This window comes from Thermostichus sp. MS-CIW-36, assembly GCF_054059035.1.
This window is the reverse complement of record NZ_JBSSBR010000047.1, coordinates 1-16,748: the sequence shown is the minus strand read 5'-3', so window position 1 is coordinate 16,748 and position 16,748 is coordinate 1. Positions and strand designations below refer to the sequence as shown.

At 58.2% G+C, this 16,748-nt stretch carries 19 protein-coding genes and 1 pseudogene; 10 read left to right on the top strand and 10 right to left on the bottom strand.

Features of this window, described 5'->3' with window-relative positions:
• Positions 1-132: 132 nt before the first annotated feature.
• Positions 133-459, bottom strand: coding sequence for a hypothetical protein (locus ACVWVQ_RS13700; RefSeq protein WP_414408748.1), 327 nt, complete (start codon positions 457-459; stop codon positions 133-135).
• Here ACVWVQ_RS13700 and ACVWVQ_RS13695 point away from each other — a divergent pair.
• The gene (locus tag ACVWVQ_RS13695; protein WP_011433763.1) at positions 452-1,186 is read left to right on the top strand and encodes a protein-L-isoaspartate(D-aspartate) O-methyltransferase; all 735 of its coding nucleotides are present in this window, start codon (positions 452-454) and stop codon (positions 1,184-1,186) included. The genes ACVWVQ_RS13700 and ACVWVQ_RS13695 overlap by 8 nt on opposite strands.
• Here ACVWVQ_RS13695 and ACVWVQ_RS13690 read toward each other — a convergent pair.
• A complete protein-coding gene (locus ACVWVQ_RS13690) occupies positions 1,183-1,923 on the bottom strand; it encodes a glycerophosphodiester phosphodiesterase (protein ID WP_457490939.1) in 741 nt (246 codons plus the stop codon). The genes ACVWVQ_RS13695 and ACVWVQ_RS13690 overlap by 4 nt on opposite strands.
• Positions 1,924-2,067: 144 nt before the next feature.
• On the opposite strand from ACVWVQ_RS13690, the gene ACVWVQ_RS13685 reads away from it, so the two are divergent.
• On the top strand, positions 2,068-2,253 hold the full coding sequence (locus ACVWVQ_RS13685; RefSeq protein WP_011433765.1) for a hypothetical protein: 186 nt from the start codon (positions 2,068-2,070) through the stop codon (positions 2,251-2,253).
• Positions 2,254-2,257: 4 nt separating this feature from the next.
• Here the strand turns inward: ACVWVQ_RS13685 and ACVWVQ_RS13680 are convergent, their stop codons facing one another.
• From ACVWVQ_RS13680 to ACVWVQ_RS13660, 5 genes are all read right to left on the bottom strand, one after another.
• A complete protein-coding gene (locus ACVWVQ_RS13680) occupies positions 2,258-2,779 on the bottom strand; it encodes a peroxiredoxin (protein WP_414417129.1) in 522 nt (173 codons plus the stop codon).
• A 178-nt stretch (positions 2,780-2,957) separates the two neighbouring features.
• Complete coding sequence (locus ACVWVQ_RS13675; RefSeq protein WP_414344496.1) at positions 2,958-3,416, bottom strand: GNAT family N-acetyltransferase; 459 nt, start codon at positions 3,414-3,416, stop codon at positions 2,958-2,960.
• A gap of 326 nt (positions 3,417-3,742) precedes the next feature.
• On the bottom strand, positions 3,743-3,901 hold the full coding sequence (locus tag ACVWVQ_RS13670) for a hypothetical protein (RefSeq protein ID WP_011433768.1): 159 nt from the start codon (positions 3,899-3,901) through the stop codon (positions 3,743-3,745).
• Between the two features lie 826 nt (positions 3,902-4,727).
• Positions 4,728-5,483 carry a precorrin-2 C(20)-methyltransferase gene (locus ACVWVQ_RS13665; RefSeq protein ID WP_457490941.1) on the bottom strand — a complete coding sequence of 252 codons (756 nt, stop codon included), beginning with the start codon at positions 5,481-5,483 and terminating at the stop codon, positions 4,728-4,730.
• Between the two features lie 8 nt (positions 5,484-5,491).
• Positions 5,492-5,905 (bottom strand): STAS domain-containing protein, encoded by a 414-nt coding sequence (locus ACVWVQ_RS13660; RefSeq protein WP_011433770.1) that lies wholly within the window; start codon positions 5,903-5,905, stop codon positions 5,492-5,494.
• Between the two features lie 296 nt (positions 5,906-6,201).
• On the opposite strand from ACVWVQ_RS13660, the gene ACVWVQ_RS13655 reads away from it, so the two are divergent.
• A complete protein-coding gene (locus ACVWVQ_RS13655; protein WP_457508998.1) occupies positions 6,202-11,082 on the top strand; it encodes a translocation/assembly module TamB domain-containing protein in 4,881 nt (1,626 codons plus the stop codon).
• Here ACVWVQ_RS13655 and ACVWVQ_RS13650 read toward each other — a convergent pair.
• From ACVWVQ_RS13650 to cobU, 3 genes are read right to left on the bottom strand one after another with little or no spacing between them, the layout of a single operon-like run.
• Positions 11,051-11,644 carry a hypothetical protein gene (locus tag ACVWVQ_RS13650; RefSeq protein WP_457508996.1) on the bottom strand — a complete coding sequence of 198 codons (594 nt, stop codon included), beginning with the start codon at positions 11,642-11,644 and terminating at the stop codon, positions 11,051-11,053. The genes ACVWVQ_RS13655 and ACVWVQ_RS13650 overlap by 32 nt on opposite strands.
• Positions 11,641-12,120, bottom strand: a complete 480-nt coding sequence (locus ACVWVQ_RS13645; protein WP_414358003.1) for a CRR6 family NdhI maturation factor — start codon at positions 12,118-12,120, stop codon at positions 11,641-11,643. The genes ACVWVQ_RS13650 and ACVWVQ_RS13645 overlap by 4 nt, the downstream gene beginning before the upstream one ends.
• A gap of 37 nt (positions 12,121-12,157) precedes the next feature.
• Positions 12,158-12,715 (bottom strand): bifunctional adenosylcobinamide kinase/adenosylcobinamide-phosphate guanylyltransferase, encoded by a 558-nt coding sequence (cobU, locus tag ACVWVQ_RS13640; protein WP_457508994.1) that lies wholly within the window; start codon positions 12,713-12,715, stop codon positions 12,158-12,160.
• A gap of 79 nt (positions 12,716-12,794) precedes the next feature.
• Between cobU and ACVWVQ_RS13635 the strand changes: the two genes are divergently transcribed.
• The 7 genes and pseudogenes from ACVWVQ_RS13635 to ACVWVQ_RS13605 form a co-directional block, all read left to right on the top strand.
• On the top strand, positions 12,795-13,073 hold the full coding sequence (locus ACVWVQ_RS13635) for a hypothetical protein (RefSeq protein ID WP_414399319.1): 279 nt from the start codon (positions 12,795-12,797) through the stop codon (positions 13,071-13,073).
• Between the two features lie 145 nt (positions 13,074-13,218).
• On the top strand, positions 13,219-13,941 hold the full coding sequence (locus tag ACVWVQ_RS13630) for a hypothetical protein (RefSeq protein ID WP_457508992.1): 723 nt from the start codon (positions 13,219-13,221) through the stop codon (positions 13,939-13,941).
• 66 nt (positions 13,942-14,007) lie between these two features.
• Positions 14,008-14,733: a bifunctional demethylmenaquinone methyltransferase/2-methoxy-6-polyprenyl-1,4-benzoquinol methylase UbiE gene (ubiE, locus tag ACVWVQ_RS13625; protein ID WP_414399317.1), complete on the top strand. Its 726-nt coding sequence runs from the start codon at positions 14,008-14,010 to the stop codon at positions 14,731-14,733.
• Positions 14,734-14,834: 101 nt separating this feature from the next.
• Positions 14,835-15,176 (top strand): Grx4 family monothiol glutaredoxin, encoded by a 342-nt coding sequence (gene grxD / locus ACVWVQ_RS13620; protein ID WP_457384223.1) that lies wholly within the window; start codon positions 14,835-14,837, stop codon positions 15,174-15,176.
• A gap of 29 nt (positions 15,177-15,205) precedes the next feature.
• Positions 15,206-15,496 (top strand): BolA family protein, encoded by a 291-nt coding sequence (locus ACVWVQ_RS13615; RefSeq protein WP_414357925.1) that lies wholly within the window; start codon positions 15,206-15,208, stop codon positions 15,494-15,496.
• A 44-nt stretch (positions 15,497-15,540) separates the two neighbouring features.
• Positions 15,541-15,897 carry a phage holin family protein gene (locus tag ACVWVQ_RS13610; protein WP_414350501.1) on the top strand — a complete coding sequence of 119 codons (357 nt, stop codon included), beginning with the start codon at positions 15,541-15,543 and terminating at the stop codon, positions 15,895-15,897.
• A 458-nt stretch (positions 15,898-16,355) separates the two neighbouring features.
• Positions 16,356-16,658, top strand: a pseudogene (locus ACVWVQ_RS13605) (B12-binding domain-containing radical SAM protein); the annotation flags it as partial.
• Between the last annotated feature and the right edge of the window lie 90 nt (positions 16,659-16,748).

Here is a 16,748-nt window from a genome sequence, read left to right as displayed (position 1 = left end):
GTCAGGACTTGGGTCATGGTTCTATCATAACTTCCGCATTCCTCCCGACACTGACCCTACGGGTACAGTGCGGGGCTCCTGCGATTTCTAGCTGAAGTTCCAGAAGGCCACGCAGGATCAGGACAAAGGCTCCTAGGGATTTTGTTTCACTTTTTCCATCTTCCCATTCGGCAACAATCTCTTCATCAAGTGGTGAAGTCTTGCCAAAAGTAAGCCAGGATCAGCGTAGGGCTCCACAGGCATCTTTTCCCTCACCCTTAACCTCTCTTCCAATGAAAGAAATGGGGTCACGCCATCCTCGCAATAGGCAGCCATTGTCTTCGGCCCTGCCGACAAGGAGAAAAAGCAGGCGGGGATCCATAAGCCCATAAAGCAAACAGCTGCGGTGTTATCCACAGCTTGAGCAGAGTCCAGATCTGAGCAGCTCATCGTTTCTGGAGGTTGTGTATCGGTGATCAACCCATTCTCATCCTTCCGGTGGAGACATTCTTCTCGCTCTCCAGCTGGGATCCCAGAAGTTGAACCTCAGCCCCCAGACGCTTCCGATCCTTTTGCTTCCCAACGGGAGCAGATGGTCAAGAAACAGCTCATCAAACGAGGGATCCGAGATCCACGGGTACTGGAAGCCATGGGAAAAGTGCCGCGTCACCTTTTTGTCCCCTCTGATCTGCGGGATCGGGCCTACAGGGATTGCCCTCTGCCCATCGGCTATGGCCAGACCATTTCTCAGCCCTATATTGTTGCTTTTATGACAGAAGCTGCTCGCCTCACGCCTGAATCGGTGGTGTTGGAAATCGGCACCGGCTCCGGCTATCAGGCGGCTGTTTTGGCAGAGCTGGCCCGGCAAGTGTATAGCCTGGAGCGTCTGTCCCCATTGGCTGCTCAAGCTCAACAAACCCTCGCTGCCCTGGGCTATCGCAACGTGGAAGTGCGTCAGGGGGATGGCTACCAAGGTTGGCCAGAGCATGCTCCCTACGATGCCATTCTGGTGACGGCAGCGCCCCCAACTGTGCCCATGGTGCTGCTGGATCAACTGGCGGTGGGGGGCACCTTGGTGGTGCCGGTGGGAGAAAGCCCTTCGGACTCCGGTGCCCAGGGATCCCAGTCCTTGCTGATCCTCTGCAAAACAGCCCAAGGATGGGTTCAAAAAGGGGCTTTTCCGGTGCAGTTTGTGCCCATGGTCTAGGGTTTTGCCCCCTCTATTTCTGCCAAAAGATGGGCGCGAATTTGCAAAGCCAATTGGGGACGGTCGGTGATCAACCCTTGAACAACGGGATTTTGTCCTACTGAGCCGGCAAATGGCTGCAAGCACAACTTCATCACTTCAGGATCGTTCACCGTCCAAACGTACAGAGGGATCCCGGCCTGTTCAGCTTCAGCCAAGAACTGCAAGTTCACCCAACTGTAGTGGGGGGCCAGAAAATCCGCTCCCAACTCCCGGCAACGGGTAAGTAAAGATCCCTTGGCTTGCTCCTCAGCCTTTGCCTCGATCAACAGGCCAACCTTGGGTTGCGGGGACAAAAGCGTTTTAACCCGCTTCACCACCTGAGGCAAAAAAGAGGTGATCACAAATTCTTCGGGGGTCAAAATATCGCTAACGAGGGCAAGGACTTGTTCCTCATAGCCTGCTTCTTTGAGTTCGATATCGAGGGTGATTTTGCCCTTGATATGTGACAGGGTCTCTTCAAGAGTGGGAATCGTGGGTTTGCGGGCCCGAATCTCGGCCCAAGTTAATGCGGCCAAAGGCTGTCCATCCAAATCGGCATCGTGAACAACCAGTGGGATCCCATCTCGGCTGCGGCGCACATCCAGCTCAATTTGCTCGGCCCCCACTTCAACAGCAGCAGCAAAAGCGGCCAGGGTATTTTCCTCGGCGTGGGTGTGCTCCCCACGGTGGGCGACAATCTGGGTGTAGGGGAGCATGTCAGCACCTCTGAAGCGGGGTTGAGTGCCAGGTTGCGCAGCTCTATTATGATTGGCTCTCGGTGGTTCAGAAAGGGATCCCAGCAGGCGACACTCCCCCAGCGGAAGCGATAAGCTAGGAGAGTCAATTAGGTCTCTGAAGCTATGGACGCCGCCGAAATTGCCGCCTTGAAAGAGCGCATCAAGCTAATCCGCGAACGCCGGCCAGCGGTAGCCAAGCTGTTGGAAAAGCCAGACTTGGGCAGCTTGCGCGTGGATGTCAACCAAGCGCTGGAGGAGATCGACGAGTTGCTCCACGAGTTCGAGCAGACTTTTGGCCCGGAAAGCTAGAGGGCTAGCTACCGACAAGCCGTTGCAACTGGGCCAGAACCTCAGCACTGTGGCGGCTGGGGTTCACGATTGGGTCGATTTCTCGCAAAATCCCCTCCGGGTCGATCAAGAACGTATTGCGCAGGGCAACATCGCCCATCCAGGATCCGTAAGCTCGACTGACCGTGCCGTCGGGATCCGACAGCAAAGGAAACTGTAGCCCCTCTGCCGAGCAAAAGCGCCTGTGAGAGTCCACCGAGTCAGCGCTCACGCCCACAACCTGTGCCCCCATGGCCCGGAACTTGGGCAAATCTTGCTGAAAGCGGCGGGCCTCAATCGTACAGCCGGAAGTGAAGTCGCGGGGGTAAAAATACAACACCACCCACTCCCCCCGAAAATCCGCCAGCCGCCGTATTTGCCCGGATTGATCTGGCAATGCGAACTCCGGCGCAGGAGAACCTATCGGCGGGAGAGGGGTAGTCCCCCACTGGGCCCAGGCAGGCTGAGTCATCCCAAAGCCCACAAGCAGGCCCACAACCAATCCCATGAGGTTTAACCAGCGCCAAACTCTGCCCACTTCCTTCACTGCCACTCTAGGACCTCTCTAAAACCCGATTTCTAGTTTACATAACTTTATAAAAGCTGAGTCCAGGACCTCGTCTCACCACCATGAAGCAAGCCGGCGGGGTGGGAATCTGCCAGCTCAATGTTGCCGATGGGCCGATTCAAGGTAACCACTTGCAGAGCAAAAGCTGCGGAGGGATCCCCAACCATCGCCAGAGTTGAGAGGTGCGTTCGATGGGGGTATAGCGCAGTTGAGCGTACAGTTGCCGCGCGGGGAGATTGTCTTCCAATACGTGCAGATGCAAACAGCGGTAGCCCCACCCTTTCGCCACCCCTTCAGCACTGAGCAAAAGCAGACGAGCAATTCCTCGCCGCCGCCAGCCGGGCAGCACCGCCAAGTTGGAGAGGTAGGGATACTTCCCGTGGGCTGTGACCCGCAAAGAGATCTCGGCAGTGCCCACCACTTCGGATCCCACCGCAGCTGCCAGACAGCAGTAGTGGGGATCCCTTGCGGCCAGCCTGAGGCGCAACTCTTCGCGAATGCCCAGCTTGCGAATTGGGTAGATCCAGCGTTGCAGACCTGAGGGGGGATGAAAAACCTGGGCTAGAACTTCGGCCAAGGGATCCAGATCATTCGATGTAGCTGGGTAAACTACGGGGGAAGGCAACACAGGTTGAGATAGGGCAACCGCAAGCATTCTCCTTATTTTCCCAAACAACTTGCAAACAACAAAACAATAAGTGGTGACCCCCACGGGGAGCCACCACTGAACCGGTAGAACTTGGCCACAGGGAGGAAAACCACCCCTGCCGACGCGGACTAACCGCATCCAAGACTTAACTAAGACTTATTCAGTTGTCTTAACTTGTAGCTTTCCAATTTCTAGTTTCCAATTTCTAGGCCAGCGCCAGTGGCCGCTCCGACACCAGAATCCGACTCTGAGGTTTACGATGAGATCTCCAGATCGCTAAAACGGCAGGCTGAGCCGTTGATGCGATAGATATCATCCGTGATGGGCTGGTAACCCACTTCCACCAGATCGGACTTGGCAGGAGCAAATATGCGGATAATTGCTCTAGCAATCTTTGAGAGAAAGGTAAACATAGCAACCTCCTGAAAGTGAGAGTGAAACTATGAACTGAGAGAACCTCGAATTGCTAAAGCCCGCAGTCCTTGTCCCACTGAGCGCTGGTTCCAAGTTGCCAGAGCTTGCAGGTTGAGAGCACCTGAACCTGATCACCGATTTTCCCACCCTGACTCGCTCATGAATGGAGACTCAAAATAGCCGGCTGAGCTTGTTGATCTGGCAAAACCACTTTTATTTGAGGATTATTTGAGGAACACCTAGAGCGCTCTCTCACTTTCCCAGTGGCTTGTGCAGCAAGCCCAACTGCTATCTGCCTAACTCCCTTGTTCTGCTTTGAGGAAAACCTGTCGTAGGTAACAGGTGCTCTGCTGAGCGAGACAACCACTTCTCAGGAGAGTCTGCCGAAGCAACGGATCGGAAGCTTGGATCAAAGCGTTGACCGACAGAGAATTTTGGACTTGAATTTTGGATTTGATTCAATCGAGAAGCGGTGCCTCGCATTTGAGATGGGGATGAGATATTATCCTCCTCGCCTGAATCACTACATTCATAATCTAACCTATAGCCGATCTCTCCACCAAGGGCGGCAACCATTCTTAACAGGCTGGATCATTCCTTTAACTTGGTCTTTTCATCTCTTTTTGGTTCAGGTCAATGAGGGATCCCAGCATTCTGGATTCGGATTCCTCAGCCTCTTTCCGTCACAGGACACCTGATTTTTTGGGGAAACAAGCTGGCTCGGCGCGAGCCTTAAGCTCAATGGAAACACACGCAAAAAAATACCGACCAACCCCTGCTTCGGGCTTAATCGCTGGAAGGAACTCATTCCCTATCCTAGAAAACTCATTCCAGCTGTAGCTCGTTTTCCAGGTTAAGAGAATCTTGATTTCGGGGCCGAGAACGCAGGATCAGCAGGGAAAAGTAGGGGGGCTGGTAGTCGGCCAGTCCTTCCAGGGTGGGGAAGAGGGTTTGCTGGGGCCAGCCGGCCCAGACCACCAAGCTGGCTTGTTGCAGCCAACCTCTTTCGGCCAGCCACTGCCAAACCTGAGGGTAGACAGAGGCCACTTTCATGAGGACGACTACCTCAGCCCAGGCACAAGCCTGCTCCAGTTCCGAGAGGGCAAACAGAGCCGGTAAAATCGCCAATTTCTCGGAGCCGAGCACCAAGGGGGATCCCAGGGCAGCAGCAGCGGCTAAGGGAGAGCACACCCCCGGTATGGCCTGGATGGGCAAGGCGGGGATCCGCTGCCGCAGGGCTTGGGCCACGTAGGCGAAGGTGCTGTAGAGGCCCACGTCTCCCTCACAGATAAAGGCAACATCTTCTCCCCTTTCTAGGAGTGGGGCCAGTTGCTGGGCAGCCGCTTGCCAGGCAGCTTGCAGGACTTCCGACCGGGTGACAAACGGCAGATGAAGAGGCAGCAGGGTTTGTTCCGGTCGCAGCCAAGGGCGCACAATTTGGTAGGCCAAGCCCGGCTGGCCGGCAGCATTTTGGGGACAGGCCACCCAGTTGACCGTGCTGAGGATGCGGGCTGCTTTGACCGTGATCCAGTCGGGATCCCCTGCTCCAGCACTGATCCCCCAAAAGGTTCCCAGACCCATACTGTGTATCAGGCGGTCTCTGTACTGCCCGTACTTCCTTCCTTCAGGCGATCCAAGGCTTCCTGCAAGGAGTTGCGCAAAGATAGGAACTTCTCCAGGCGCACCAGTTTCACCGTTTGGGTAATGCGGGGGTTGCTCACCACCTGAAAGATACCTGCGCGGCCCTGCACCAGCTTGGCCAATTGCACCAGGGCGCCGACGCCAGAGCTGTCGATGAAGTCGATCCCTGTCAAATCCAGGATCAGGTTAGGGGATCCCTCTTCCAGGTATTTGGTGACCACCTTAACAAAGACCGGCTCGGAAAAGGCATCCAGAAGGCCAGTCAGGTGAAAGACCTGGCAGTTTTCCAGCGCCTCGCGGCTGCCGCGCAAGCTGACCGTCAGAGATAGGGGTTCCGGAATGGCTCTTCTCCTTTCAACCATCTCGACAGAAGGGAACACCTGAGAGAGGCCCCAGGGTGGGTTCAATCTCGGGTGTGGAGATAGCTTAGCATCCCCGTTCTCCGCGGGAGACGGTATTTTTCCGCGGGGTCTTCGGGGGAATTACGCCTGGGAGCAGGGATCTCTTCTTTCTGTTCCCTCGTGGCAAGCCAGGAGTCCTTGGGTAGGATGGGGGCAACTGTGCCGGCAAGGTCGGCCCGCAGTGCACGAATGGCTTTTGGGAGCCTGTCAGGTTTTTAAGGGGTAGGCGGTTGGGAGAGGATCACCAAGATCCAAAGATGCAGCAGCAACGATTCAACCTTTCCCCCATCACTCTAGCTGGGGTGGGTTTGGGCTTGACGGCTGCCGCCTTTGGTGCCGCCTGGGGAACAGGGATCTACCTTCAAGATCACGTGCTGCCGCAGGTGGAAGCAACCCTCTCGCAAGCGATGCGCCGGCGCGTGGAGTTGGGGGAGGTGAGGTTTCTGTCCCCTTGGCAGGTGAGCTTGGGAGAAAGCCGCATTGAGCATTTGGCCACCATCGGCTCCATCGACCTCAGCCCCGATTTCTGGACTTGGCTGCAGACGGGTCAGTGGGTGCTGAATGTTACCCTAAACCAGCCGCAACTGCTGCTGATGGAAACGCTGGATCGCGGCTGGGCGGATGTGCAGTTTCAACTGCCGGAAGGGGAGGGATCCCTGCCTTTCCAGGGGCTGAATATTCGCTTGCGCCAGGGATCCCTGACGGCCATCCCTTTGGTGGGGGAGCGACGCCAGTTTGATCGGCTGCAGGGCCAGGTGCAGGTGTGGCTGACTCACAATGCCCCGCCAGGAGAGGAGGATCTTTTCGGGGGGCGGGCCAGTTTCCAGGCGACGGCACGGTTGCTCCCTCGGGAGGGGGAGGGGGGGTACCCCCTGCAGCTCAGGGGGGTGGCGGATTTTGCCCAGGCTTCCGGTTCGGTGACGCTTTCTGCGGCTCGTCTGCCTTTGGATCTCTTGCCCAGTGTGGTGCCGGCGGCCCCTTTTGCAGAGGTGCAGGGGGAAACTGGCTTGGATCTCCAGGTGCTCTGGCGGCGGGATCAACCGCTGGAGTTGACGGGGCAGGCCCAGGTTCAACAGGCTCGGCTGGATCTGGAGAGGTTGCCCCATCCTTTTGAAGAGGTGAAGGGCTCCGTTCGCTTTACCTTGCAGGGGTTGGAGCTGGAGGGGGTGAGCGGTCGCTTTGGTCAGCTTTCCTTTGCCGAGCTAAAAGGCCCGGTGGTCTGGGAGCAAGGACAGGGGTTTGGTTTGCAGGCGGAACTGGTGCCGGCCAGTCTTCAACAGATCCAAGAGACGTTTGACGTGACTGGCCTGCCGGTGGCGGTGGAGGGGGTGGTAGGGGGATCCGTAACGGTCACCGGCCCCTTGGATCGGCCACAGATTCGGGGACAGTTGCGGGGGCTTTCGCCGGGGCGGGTGGATCGCCTGCCGGTGTCGGAGTATGCCTTTGGCTTCCACTTTGCGGATCAAACCTTGACTTTTGAGGCAATCGACCTAAGGGCGGCGGGGGGTCGCATTCAGGGATCCGGCCAATTGCAATGGGCTGCTGGCTTGGCGGGCCAGTTCCAACTGCAGGTGACGGGGATGGATGCGGAGCAGGTGCTGGCTTTCTACGGGGGAGACTTGCCGCGCCGGGGCGCTCTTCCTTGGGTGGGGCCGGTTTCCGCTCAAGTGCAGGTGGCGCTGACGGGATCCCAACCGCGGGCGGAGGCCAGCTGGGAAAGTCTTGGGGGAGAGATTGCCGGAAGAGGGCAGCTGCAGGTTTTGCCGGAGGGTCGGGACTGGGTGGTGCAGGTGCCGCAGGCGGTGCTGGACGTGGGCGGAGGCCGGGTGGCGGTGGCGGGGCGGTGGGCAGGGGGACAGCTCCAGACGCAGTTGGCTCCTCAGGAGGTGCCGCTGGCCTTTTTCAACCCCCAATGGCCGGGATCCCTCTCTGGCGAGCTGACGGCGCAGCTGGACAGGGCGGCGGCAGCAGAAGTGGGCTTCCTGGGAGCGTTGCGGGCGCAAGGGTCGCTGGCTTTGTTGCAGCCTTTGGGAGCGAGGGGACGGCAGTGGGTTGAGGGCATCCGCGGCCAGGTGACTTGGGAGGGATCCGGACTGCATATCCAGGAGGCGGAGGTGTTGGCAGGTGGCACTCGCCTGGCCAGGGTCGAAGGGCAGATCCCCTTGGATCCCCAGACGCTGCAGGTGGGATCCCTGGATTTGGCCTTGGCTGTGGATGGGGTTTCCTTGGCAGAAGTGCCCGGCCTGCCACCCTTGGTGGAGGGGGTGCTGCAAGGTTCGGGGCAGATTCGGGGATCCCTGGACAACCTAGAGGTGGAGGGAGAGGCTCGGCTCCAGGGCCTCAGCATAGCAGGAGTTGAATTTGAAGACTTGGCCGGATCCTTCCAGGGGTCTGCTCGAGGGGTAGAGGTGGATCTCCAGGGACAGCAGGACAGGCTGGCGTTGCAGTTGGATCCCCAGTTTCAGCCTTTGCAGTTTCAGGTGCAGCGGGGCGAGGCGGAAATTCGCGGCCAACGCCGGCAAGAGGAGCTCCAGGTGGCAGTGAACCAGTTGCCTCTGGCTTTGCTGGGGGGGGTGGCTGCCGGGCCGTGGGCCAGCCTACAGGGGAACCTCGATGGGGAGGTGGCAGTTGACCTGGCGAGTGGTGCTGCCCAAGGACGGGCTGCGGTGGCGGATCTGCAGTGGGGAGGGATGAAAGTGCAGGGCTTCTCGGTGGATTTTGACTACCAGACTGCGGGCGACTCCGGCTCTCCCCGGCTGACCATTGCTCAAGCCCAACTGGATTTGTTCGAGAGCACCTATACGGCTAGGGGCACCCTGGAGCTGCCTGCAACTCTTCTGCAAGCCGGTTTGGATCCCACCTTGGCGGCTCTCGCTCCCCAAATTGACCTAGAGATCAGCACCCATCAAGGTCGGCTAGAAGATATCATCTCCGCCTTCAAGTGGCGGCAGTGGCGCGACCTCACCACCCGGGGTTTCCAATTGCCCCCCTTGGGCCCTGCCTCGGTGTTGGAGACCGATCCGGTTGGTTTGCCCAACCATCCTCTCCTGGAGCAGCTGGAGTACTATGCCCAGATCTTGGCCGCCCACCTGGAGACTCTGGCCAGCCGCATGGATCCGCTGTTCGCGTCAGCGGTGCGGAGCACTTTCCCGCCGCCCACAAGTCTGCGAGGGGAATTCCAAGCCAGCGTTAGCCTGGTCGGCAGCCTCAACCGGCCTAGCGTCAGCTTTTACCTTGAGGGCCAGAATTGGCAGGCAGAGGAGTTTGGCATCGAAAGCCTTACTGCCAGGGGCAGCCTGGCTGGAGATGCAGTGGTGTTGGAGCCGCTGCTGTTGCGCAGTGGAGAGCGGCAAGCCCTGTTCTCCGGCAGGCTGGGGCTGGAGGAGCAGTCGGGATCCCTGCAAATTCAAGGATTTCCTCTGGCTTTGCTGGATCGCTTCCTGCCAGAGGAGCTGGAGCTGCAGGGGGATCTCAACCTGGACGTGGAGCTGGCCGGCAACCTGCGGGATCCCCATGCCCGCGGATCCCTGACGGTGGTCAACGCCCAGATTAACCAAGTGCCCCTGCGGGAGGTGGCGGGACAATTCGACTACCAACAAGGACAACTGCGCTTGAAGAGCACTCTTCTCGCCAACGGCGACGAGCCAATCCGCATTGCCGGCTTGGTGCCCTACACCTTGCCCTTCGCCGATCGCGACAGCGGGACGGAGTCCTTAGTTCAAGCCAAAGAGGATCAGATCGACCTGAGCTTACAGGCTGAGAACGGCGGCCTGCGCTTGATCAATCTCCTCACCGACCAAGTGCGCTGGGAAGGCGGCCAAAGCCAACTGGAGCTGACCATCCGCGGCACCTTACGAGAGCCCAGCCTACAGGGGAACTTGAGCGTCAACTCCGGGATCCTCAAGCTGGCAGCCCTACCGGAACCCATCACCGACCTGACAGGCCAGATTGCTTTTAACCTCAATCAACTGCAAGTCCAGGAGCTGCGCGGACAGTTGGGGGAGGGATCCCTGGTGGCCAGAGGCGTTTTGCCCATCAACTCTCGCGGAGCTTTGCAAGAAGGAGAAGCTCTGCAGCCGCTGAGCCTGCAGCTCCAAGGGATCCGCCTGAACTTGCCCAATCTCTACACGGGCCGCCTGGAAGGAGAAGTGGTGGTGGGGGGGCTGCTCCTGCGACCGTTGATTGAAGGTCGTTTAGAGGTTTCCGAGGGGATTGTGGATGTAAGCCCTCGCCCTGAGCCACCCACCGCAACAGAGGCGGCTGAGGACTCTGCACCGCCGACGTTCGCGACAGCCCTACCCTTTTGGCAGCCGCGGTTGAATGGGCTGGAGCTGGCCTTGGGATCCCGGATCCGGGTGCAGCGGCCTAACTTGTTTGAATTCAATGCTTCCGGCACCTTGCGCCTTTTCGGCACCCCCCAAGATCCGCGCCCGGCAGGCACCATCACTCTGGAGCGAGGCCGGGTCAGCCTGCCCATCGCCAACTTTCGCTTGGATCGCTCCCGCCCCAACACCGCCACCTTCGACTTGGACAACCCCTTTGATCCCTTCTTAAACCTGCGCTTGATGACCCAAGCCTTCGAGGTGTACCGCTTCCCCCAAGATCTTTCCCCCTTCGACACCAACCGCAACCTGCCGGGATCCCAGCAGAGCATCGATATTTTTGCCACGGTCAACGGGCGGGCCAGCCAACTTGCCGAGGCGGATCCCCGCAATGGAGTTCTGTCCCTTTCCAGCAGCCCCAGCCGCTCCCCGGAAGAGATCGTCGCCCTGTTGGGGGGAACGGCTTTGGCCCAACTCAATCCAGAGGCAGGGGTGGCCGGGCTGGCGGGAACGGCCCTGCTCAGCGAGCTGCAGGAAGCTCTGCGGGATACCCTTGGCCTGGATGAAATTCGCCTCAGCCCCATCCCCCAGATCGATACCCGCGCTCCCAACCGTTCTTCAGTGGGGCTGGCCTTGGAGGTGGCCCGAGATCTGGGGCCGGCCACTTCCCTCTCGCTGCAGCGGAACTTGACGGATCCCTTCCAGCCCACCCGCTACAGCGCCCGCTACCGCTTCAACGAGCAAACCCTCACCCGCGCCAGTACCGATTTTGAGGGCAACAATGTCATTTCCATCGAGTTTGAGACCCGCTTCTAGCAGGATCCGCTCCGGCCAGATTGAAAATGGTTTTACCAGCGTCGCAGAGCGATAGAGCATCTGTATCCCAAAGGATCTGGCCATCAGGAGCTATCCTCCCCAACACCGGCATTCCCACTTGGGCTGCCAGGCGTGGGATCAAAGTTGCATCCAGCTTTTCCAAGGCTTGGGGATCCCCAGTTTCGGGCAGGGATCCAACCAGCACCCATCCCAAACCACGGGCCCTGGCTTGGCGTAACAGGGCGGCAAAAGCAGCACCTTGGCTCAGGGCGGCCTCCCGTTGCAACGTCAACAGCAAGCTCAACCCCCACGCATGGGCTAGATCGGCCCAGGTTTGGCCTGGCCCTATGGGATCGGCAACGCTGCCCGGCAAAACCAGTAGGGGATCTTTTTCTCCTGCCCACTCGGAGATTTGTTGCCAGAGGGCCTTTAGCTGAGCTTCCGAAGGGGTGGGATCCACACTGAGCCGGCCCCAAGGGCGTTGAACCACCTGCTGCCAAGCGTCGGCCACTGCCGTAGCTCCCGGGATCCCTGGCCAGGTGTCGGCCACCATCACCTTCATGGCTCTGCCTCCCACAGGGCGAGAAACTCCGGCTGGATCTCGAAGCCAAACACCAAAGCCATATCCCGCAGCATAGAGGCGGATCCCAGGTTCTGCTGCTTGAACCACCGCATCAACACAAAGATCTTCTGGTAGACGAAGATCTCCAACGCTTCTGGGTTGTAAACAATGCCCTCCCGAGGGTTGAATTGGTGGGGCACCATCATAGCCGCGTAACGGGCCAGTTCTCCTTGACGCCAATTGAGGAAGTAGGGCATCCAGGGGTAGACCGTATCCCACCGAATAAACCACAGGCGCACCTCCGGGATCTCGGACAGCTCCCGTGGATCCTCAGGGCTGCGCGGCCAATCGATGGCGCATTGCACCTGCTGGGCAGCACGCACGGGATCCGCCATCAGGGTTTTCACCAGCTCATGGCCGGGGGTGAGATCCAGAGTTTGAATGGCCTTGGCGGGAAGGTAGAAGGTAATCGGCACAGCGACACGGCTATCTGGCTTGCAAATGCAGCTTATCTCAGCTCTGTTCCATCTTGCCTGCCACCGGGATCCCCAGGCGGGTGAGATCGAGGGCAAAACCTGCCGTTACCAAAAACACTTGGTCGGCCAGAGGAGCCAGCCTTTGGGTGAGTTCTCCCATCCGATCCCGAAAGCGCCGCCCCATAGGATAGGCGGGCACCACCCCCCAGCCCACTTCTTCAGACACCAGGAGGATCTCCCCTCTATGGCTTTGCAAGGTTGCCAGGAAGGATTGCACCAAGGGATCCCATTCTGAAGAGGGACAGTCTAGGCCCTGCGCCACCCATCCCCCCAGCGAATCCACCAGCGCACAACAGGGCTGGGGCAACTTTTGCAGTTCTGCCCCCAAGTCCCTCCCGGTTTCCCAAGTCTGCCAACTGGAAGGCCGCCGTTGCCGGTGCTGTTGAACGCGCTCTGCCCATTCTGGATCCGTCTTGGGATCGGGTTTCGGCCCGGTAGCCAGGTAGATAACCGGCAAGCCCGAAGCCGCAGCCAAACCCTCTGCCAGCCGGCTTTTGCCAGAGCGCACAGGGCCACAGATCAGCACAATCGCCATTGGGTAGAATGGAAATCCACTGACGCTTGAGATTAACCTAACAACAGCGCACTTGAACTTCAGGCTCAAAAGCTCGACCATGACAGATCCCAAGCCAATATCTCCGCCTGAACAAAAGGCTGCTTCGGCCTCTTTTCGATCTGCTCAACCGCTCTGGCTCAGCCTAGCGCTGGGGATCACCACTGCTCCCGTTTTGTTGGCATTGGTGCTGGCGGATCGAGCCGAGAAATGGCTGGGATCCCTAAGCTGGGAAGATCCGGGTTGGTGGCTGGGGGAGCGGCTGCCCAACTTAGACAGCACCCCGCTACAGGCCCATGAGCGACAGCGCAAAAACTCTGCCCCAGTCGAGAACCCCTAGCTTCTCCGTCACTTTCGTATGATCGGGTAAGCGAACCAGCAGCAGGAGTTAACAGCCTTTGCGCAGACCGGCCAGACTATCTCAGGAGTTCACCTCCACATTCTCGGGGGTGCTGTTTTGGACGAGCGCATTTCTCTTCACAACGGTGTTGAGCGCTTGCTTGGGCTACCTATTTGGCCAGCGAGCCCTATCCGGGGTTTCTTCTCCTGTCACCGGCTCCGGTCAGGCTTCTCGCTCCCGCGAAGTTCGGGATCCCCGCACTGTGCCCTTGCTGAACGAGGCTGAGGTGATTGCAGCAGTCCAAGCCAGCCTTCGCCCGCCCCCGACTCCCACCCCCCTCTTTACCCCAACACCCGCTCCGGTCGCAACTCCCACCCCTACCCTCACTCCCAGAGTGTCTCCTGAATTGGCGGCAGCCCCATCGCCAACTCCTCGCCCCGCCACCCCATCTCCTCCACCTTCTCGTTCCCGTCAGCAGGACGGAGTCCTTACCTCAGCCCCGCTGGCCCCCACACCACCTCCGCCCCCGCCACAAATTGCCGCCAGTGGACAGGTCTCTATGCAGGTGCTCTCGGTTCGTCGAGAGGGAAGCCAAGTGGTCTTGAATGTGGCCATGCAGAACAACTCGGCAGAGACGGTGCGCTTTCTCTATAGCTTCCTGAACATTACTGACGACAATGGACGGTCAATCAACGCGCTCACCCAGGGTTTGCCGGGGGAGCTGCCCCCCAATAGCCAAGTCTTCCAGGGAACCATCCGCATCCCAGCCTCGAGCCTAGCCGGATCCCGATCCCTGTCCCTGAGTTTGGCTGATTACCCCAGCCGCCGCCACCGAGTGGGAGCCAGTGGGATCCCGGTGCCGCCGTAGTGGCTTCAGGTCGGGGATCCAAAGGTCTGTAGGATACGCGGAAACAGGAGGTGGAGTTGAGAAGAGGTGCCTAGCCCAACCTTTGAACAGCCTGAGGAAATCCGAGCGCTTTTTGACCGCATTGCTCCCCACTATGACTCCCTCAACCAAACCTTGAGCCTGGGCCTCCATCAGGTTTGGAAGCGTATGGCCGTGCGTTGGTCGGGCGCCAGCTCAGGAGGATATGTGCTGGATCTGTGCTGCGGAACCGGCGATCTGGCTCTGCAGTTGGCCCGCCGAGTAGGACGAAGGGGACATGTGGTGGGCCTGGATTTCTCTCCCGCCATGCTGGACGTTGCCCGGCGTCGCTCCCGGCTGTTCCCCGGCTACTCGCTGGAGTGGGTTCTGGGAGATGCCCTGGCCTTACCTTTTCCCGACAATAGCTTCGATGCCGTTACCATGGGCTACGGCCTGCGCAACGTAACCGATATTCCCCAAGCCTTACGAGAGATTGGGCGAGTACTGAAGCCAGGGTGTCGTGCCGCCATTTTGGATTTTCACCGCCCCACAGGGATCCCTCTTTTCGAGCAATTTCAGCGCTGGTACTTGAACACCCAGGTGGTTGCCCAGGCCAAAACTTTGGGACTGGGATCCGAGTATGCCTACATCGATCCCAGCCTAGATCGCTTCCCCTCTGGAGAAGAGCAACGACAAATGGCCCTGCAAGCAGGGTTTGCCAGCGCCAAGTTCTACCCCCTAGCGTGGGGCATGATGGGGGTACTGGTGATTGCGAAAAAGAATCCCTCGGCCTAGCCGTGGGGAGAGTGCCAAGTATGTTAGAAGTGAACGAAAATGAGATCTCGATAGGATGTCGGTTTGCCTATCGGCTGTTGTCGCTATAGTGGTTGAACACCATGCTGGATCCCCTTTTGGAAGAGAAAATCCGTGAACAAATCCGTACCCACAAGGTGCTCATCTACATGAAGGGCACCCCGGAAATGCCCCAATGTGGGTTTTCCTATGCCGCCGTTCGTGTGCTGGATAGTTTGGGCTTCCCCTACACGGCGATTAACGTCCTCGAGGATCCCGAGATCCGCCAGGGGATCAAAGAGTTTTCCAACTGGCCTACTATCCCGCAGATCTATATTGATGGAGAGTTTGTGGGCGGTTGCGACATCATCCAAGAGATGCACGCCCGCAACGAGCTGCGTCCTCTGGTCGAGGCAGCCTTTGCCAAGGCCACGGCTCAACCTTAAGGGATCCCATCTCATCCAGAAGGGTTGCCATGCTTACCCCCGAATACCTTCGGCAGCACCTGACTGAGAAGCTGCAGGCTCTTCATGTGCAGGTAGAGGATGAGTCCCACCTTCACATCGGCCACGGGGGCGGGACAGGAGGGCACTACCGAGTTCAAGTGGTGTCGCCTCTGTTTGTTGGCAAAACGACTCTACAGCGACATCGCCTGGTGTATGCTGCCCTAGCCGAACAGATGGGGTGGAGCATTCATGCGTTGGCCCTGCAAACTTACAGCCCTGGAGAGGTTTCTGCGCAAGGGATCCCTGAGCAGATCGGCTAGCATAGAGGGCAAAATCGCGGCCCCATCAGGGCAGAGGAGGGAGCATGGCAACTCTTTTGGCCACCTGGCTGATGTCAGCCTTGAGTGTAATGATCCTGGCTTGGCTTTTGCCCGGAATCCACGTCTCTGGATTCGGGGGTGCTTTGGTGGCGGCTCTGGCCATTGGTCTGGTCAATGGTTTGGTCAGGCCGATTCTCCGGTTGATCACCCTGCCGATTACAATTCTTACCCTGGGCTTGTTTTGGCTAATTTTGAACGGCATCTGCTTGGTCATTGCCGATAAGCTGGCCGGGAACGCTTTCAATATCGATAACTTCGGTTGGGCGTTCGTCGGCGCGATTGTACTTTCCATCGTCAGTGGCTTGGTTCAGCAGGTTTTCGAGCAAGGTGTGCAGAACTGACTCTGTCTGGAGCTGCCAAGGGCCAGGGTTGATATTGCTGTTCTCGAAAGAATTGCGGCAACACTTTATTCAGTTATTCAGTGAGCAATCTCTTCAGTAACTTTTAAGGCTCAGCTCAGATCCTTGGTTAGATAGTCATCCAGAGAGGCTTCCTGAAGAGTAGGCTGGGAGAACGTCAATACGCTACCCGGTGGCAGCTGTCCTTTGAAGTCATCGGCAACTGCACTCTCTTGGCCCTACCTGCTCAATCGCTGCTCAAGAATCACAAGCTTCTCCATAGAAAACCTGCACAAAACCTGTAAACTACTAACCCAAAGAAGGTACTACGGGTAAGCATACCGAAAAGTTTTTACAGCAGCTTTATTCAAGGCCACTTGTAGGATTGCCTAATCAATAAAAACGAATGGGAAAAAGGCGAGGATGAAATCAATTACGCTGGGATTTAGGAGCTGGTCGGTATGAAGGCATTGCTGCTCTATCCGCGTTTTCCTCAATCGTTCTGGTCTTACAATCGCACCATCGAGATGGTGGGACTAAAAGCGCTAATGCCACCTCTGGGCTTGATCACCGTTGCTGCTCTGCTACCCCAACACTGGGAGATTCGCTTTGTGGATCGCAATGTCGCTGCTGAAACAGAAGCCGATTGGCACTGGTGCGATCTGGTGATCTTGTCGGCCATGCTGGTGCAAAAACAAGATTTCCACGCCCTGATTCGCAAGGCTGTACAACTGGGCAAAAAAGTAGCTGTGGGCGGGCCCTACAGCCTTTTAATTTAAAATAGGGTACAGGTATTCAAGAGGAAGGAGAGAAAGGAATGCCGACTCATTCTTTGGATTTGCGGCAAAGAGTTG

Excerpts from the sequence above, each read along its gene's own strand:
- ACVWVQ_RS13655 (WP_457508998.1), top strand. The coding sequence starts at position 6,202 with ATGCAGCAGCAACGATTCAACCTTTCCCCCATCACTCTAGCTGGGGTG.
- ACVWVQ_RS13690 (WP_457490939.1), bottom strand. The coding sequence starts at position 1,923 with ATGCTCCCCTACACCCAGATTGTCGCCCACCGTGGGGAGCACACCCAC.
- ACVWVQ_RS13610 (WP_414350501.1), top strand. The coding sequence starts at position 15,541 with ATGGCAACTCTTTTGGCCACCTGGCTGATGTCAGCCTTGAGTGTAATG.
- ACVWVQ_RS13635 (WP_414399319.1), top strand. The coding sequence starts at position 12,795 with ATGACAGATCCCAAGCCAATATCTCCGCCTGAACAAAAGGCTGCTTCG.
- ACVWVQ_RS13680 (WP_414417129.1), bottom strand. The coding sequence starts at position 2,779 with ATGGGATTGGTTGTGGGCCTGCTTGTGGGCTTTGGGATGACTCAGCCT.
- ACVWVQ_RS13650 (WP_457508996.1), bottom strand. The coding sequence starts at position 11,644 with ATGAAGGTGATGGTGGCCGACACCTGGCCAGGGATCCCGGGAGCTACG.
- ACVWVQ_RS13670 (WP_011433768.1), bottom strand. The coding sequence starts at position 3,901 with ATGTTTACCTTTCTCTCAAAGATTGCTAGAGCAATTATCCGCATATTT.
- ACVWVQ_RS13665 (WP_457490941.1), bottom strand. The coding sequence starts at position 5,483 with ATGGGTCTGGGAACCTTTTGGGGGATCAGTGCTGGAGCAGGGGATCCC.
- ACVWVQ_RS13615 (WP_414357925.1), top strand. The coding sequence starts at position 15,206 with ATGCTTACCCCCGAATACCTTCGGCAGCACCTGACTGAGAAGCTGCAG.
- cobU (WP_457508994.1), bottom strand. The coding sequence starts at position 12,715 with ATGGCGATTGTGCTGATCTGTGGCCCTGTGCGCTCTGGCAAAAGCCGG.
- ACVWVQ_RS13685 (WP_011433765.1), top strand. The coding sequence starts at position 2,068 with ATGGACGCCGCCGAAATTGCCGCCTTGAAAGAGCGCATCAAGCTAATC.
- ACVWVQ_RS13660 (WP_011433770.1), bottom strand. The coding sequence starts at position 5,905 with ATGGTTGAAAGGAGAAGAGCCATTCCGGAACCCCTATCTCTGACGGTC.
- grxD (WP_457384223.1), top strand. The coding sequence starts at position 14,835 with ATGCTGGATCCCCTTTTGGAAGAGAAAATCCGTGAACAAATCCGTACC.